This is a genomic window from Mycobacterium sp. MAC_080597_8934, assembly GCF_000523975.1.
Lineage (GTDB): Bacteria > Actinomycetota > Actinomycetes > Mycobacteriales > Mycobacteriaceae > Mycobacterium > Mycobacterium avium.
The window spans coordinates 1-2,726 of record NZ_JAOS01000043.1 but is presented as its reverse complement, the minus strand read 5'-3'; the positions used below and the strand labels follow the sequence as shown (position 1 = coordinate 2,726).

Genomic DNA, 2,726 nt, shown 5'->3' with positions numbered 1-2,726 from the left:
TGGAGAAAGGCGGGTCGCCCGGATGACCGACGGGCGTGGGCGGCGACCGCTGATCCAGAGGTGATGGGGTACCGGCCGCTGCAATCGTGCCTGGTGCCCGGTTGCGGCTTCGGGCAGCATCGGTATCGGTTGTGCTACACGCATTCCCACGCCTGGGACAAGGCCGGACGCCCAGTGGTGGATCGGTGGAAGCCGGACGTGGCCGGCACGCCGGCAGCGGTGTGCGCCATCCCGGGGTGCATGTTGTGGGCCGAACTGGACGCCGGGTGGTGTCATTCCCACCACCGGCGGTGGCGGCTGCGTGGTCGCCCGTCGGCGGCGGAGTTCATCGCCTACTGCGCCAGCTACGGCGAGGATCGCTTCGACTTGCGGCCGCTGCGGCCGCAGTTGCGGCTGGAGATCGGCTACGCGCTGCAATGCCGCGTCGACCTGAACCGAACCCGCACCACACCGCGATCGATCAAGCCGCTGCTGGACCACTTGTCGGCAACCGGGGCCGAGTCGCTGCTGGATCGTCCGCTGGCCGACTGGCTGGCCGGGCTGCCGGCCGCGGCGTCGGTCAACACCCCGCGCGCGTTCCTCGGTTACGCGATCGAGTGCGTGCTCGATTTGCGCGACGGGACCGGCTGGGACAGCGAATACCAGCGTGACGTGTGGCGGCTACGGCGGCTCGGTGTTTCCGGCCATGACGGGGCCAAACTGGATTTCACTGCGGTGCACCCAGTCTGGCTTCGAGAGCTGGCCAAACGATGGTGCCGGTGGCGCATGTCGTGCGGAGTCGGGCTGGGGCAGCTACGCAGTGATCGCCTCGCGCTCGTTCGTTTGTCGCAGTTCATGCCCGGACTAGCGAGCTCGTCGGGCCCGGGTGCGCTCGAGCGGGCAGCGCTGGAGGCCTACCTGGCTCGACTGGCCGTTGAGATCCCACAACCGAAGACCCGCAGCGCCGAGATCGGCTGTGTGACCGGGTTTCTGAATGCCGTTCGCCAGCACCGGTGGGCATCGCTGCCGGCCGAGGCGCAGCTGTATCCCAGCGACCAGCCCCGCCGTGACGAGACACCGGCACCGCGGGCGATTCCCGAGTTCGTCATGGGCCAGTTGGAAAGCCCGGCCAACCTCGACCGGATCAGCGACCCGCGGATCCGGCTGCTGGTGGAGGTCCTCATCCGCACCGGCCTGCGCATTGGCGACGCCACCCGGCTGGCGCTGGACTGTCTGGTTCGCGACCCGCAGGGCGCGGTCTATTTGCGCTACCGCAACCATAAGATGCGCCGCGACGCGGTGGTGCCCATCGACGACGAACTCACCGCCATGATCCAGACGCAGCAGGAGCGCACCCGGCAGCGGTTTCCAACCACCGCCGTGTTGCTGCCGCGCAGCAGCGCCAACCCCGACGGACGGCTGCCCATTCCCACCGTGACGTTCCACCTCCAGCTCGGGCAGTGGCTCGAAACATGTGGTGTCACAGATGAACTCGGTCAGCCAGCGCATATCACCGCTCATCAGTTCCGGCACACGGCGGCCACACGATGGATCAACCATGAGGTGCCGCAGGAAGTGGTCCGACGCCTGCTCGACCACACCAGCCACACCATGACCGCCGTGTATGCCCGATTGGCCGACACCACCATACGAGAGCAGTGGGAACGCGCCCAGAAGATCAACATCCACGGTGAGCCGGTCGACATCACCGTCGACGGGCCCCTCGCCGATGGCGAGTGGATGAAGCAGAACCTTGCACGCGCGAAAATAGCGCTGCCCAACGGCTATTGTGGTCTGCCACTACAGAAATCGTGCCCGCACGCCAACGCATGTTTGACTTGTCCGCTGTTCATCACGACCGCCGAATTCCTACCCCAACACCGCAAGCAGCTCGATGACACCCGCACGTTGATCTCGCGTGCTCAAACCGACGGCCACACCCGCCTGGCCGAGATGAACCACACCGTCGAAACCAACCTGCTTACCATCATCGCCACCCTCGAAACCGACCAACGCGACTGCCGGTGCGCTGCAGCGGGCAGCGAAACATGCTGCGGAAAGGAACCATCCGATGCGCCATGACAACAGCCACTACCTCCTCGCCGCTGCCCAACGCCGCCGCGCCGACACCCTCCAACGCGCCCGGCAAGCCCTGCAGGAACTCGGCGAAACCGGCCAGCGGCGCACTATCACACAGATCGCCGCCCTCGCCGGCGTCTCCCGCTCATGGCTGTATGCCCAGCCCGCACTGCGCGACCAACTCCGCCGACTGACCGCCATATCGGAGACGCCCGAGCCGGCACCACCTGCCCCAGTCGAGCGCGGCTCCGACGCCTCCCTGCGCCAACGCCTCACCCTCGCACACGAACGCATCCGCGAACTCGACAACGAAAACCGTCAACTACGAAACCAGATCGCACTCCTGCACGGACAGCTCCGCGCCAACCGCATCGCCGACACCCACATCACGGACACCGTCCACGACACAAACACCCAGATCACGCCCCCAAACAGTCGAGCCCGCCCAAGATAACGTTGGCACGCTTGAGTTCTCGGATCTCCTGTTCGAGTTCCTTCACCTTCTTCGACTCCGAGGTCGTCACCCCAGGAGCCAGGCCTTCGTCGATGTCGACCTGACGGACCCAGGTGCGCACCGATTCCACTCCGTAGCCGAGCTGGCGAGCGACCCGCTGCACTGTGCCCTGCTCGGTGCCCAGCTCCGCGCGCAAGGTGCGGACCATCCGCAC

At 66.5% G+C, this 2,726-nt stretch carries 2 protein-coding genes and 1 pseudogene; 2 read left to right on the top strand and 1 reads right to left on the bottom strand.

What is annotated here, in order from left to right:
• On the top strand, positions 1 to 2,061 hold a 2,061-nt coding region (locus tag NF20_RS20645), incomplete at its 5' end, for a tyrosine-type recombinase/integrase (RefSeq protein ID WP_033717456.1).
• Positions 2,051 to 2,512 carry a DUF6262 family protein gene (locus NF20_RS26720; RefSeq protein WP_007172469.1) on the top strand — a complete coding sequence of 154 codons (462 nt, stop codon included), beginning with the start codon at positions 2,051 to 2,053 and terminating at the stop codon, positions 2,510 to 2,512. The genes NF20_RS20645 and NF20_RS26720, both read left to right, overlap by 11 nt.
• Here the strand turns inward: NF20_RS26720 and NF20_RS20640 are convergent.
• A pseudogene (locus NF20_RS20640) lies at positions 2,505 to 2,726 on the bottom strand (transposase); the annotation flags it as partial. The gene NF20_RS26720 and the pseudogene NF20_RS20640 sit on opposite strands and share 8 nt — an antisense overlap.

Coding starts and splice junctions, on each gene's coding strand:
- NF20_RS26720 (WP_007172469.1), top strand. CDS start 2,051: ATGCGCCATGACAACAGCCACTACCTCCTCGCCGCTGCCCAACGCCGC.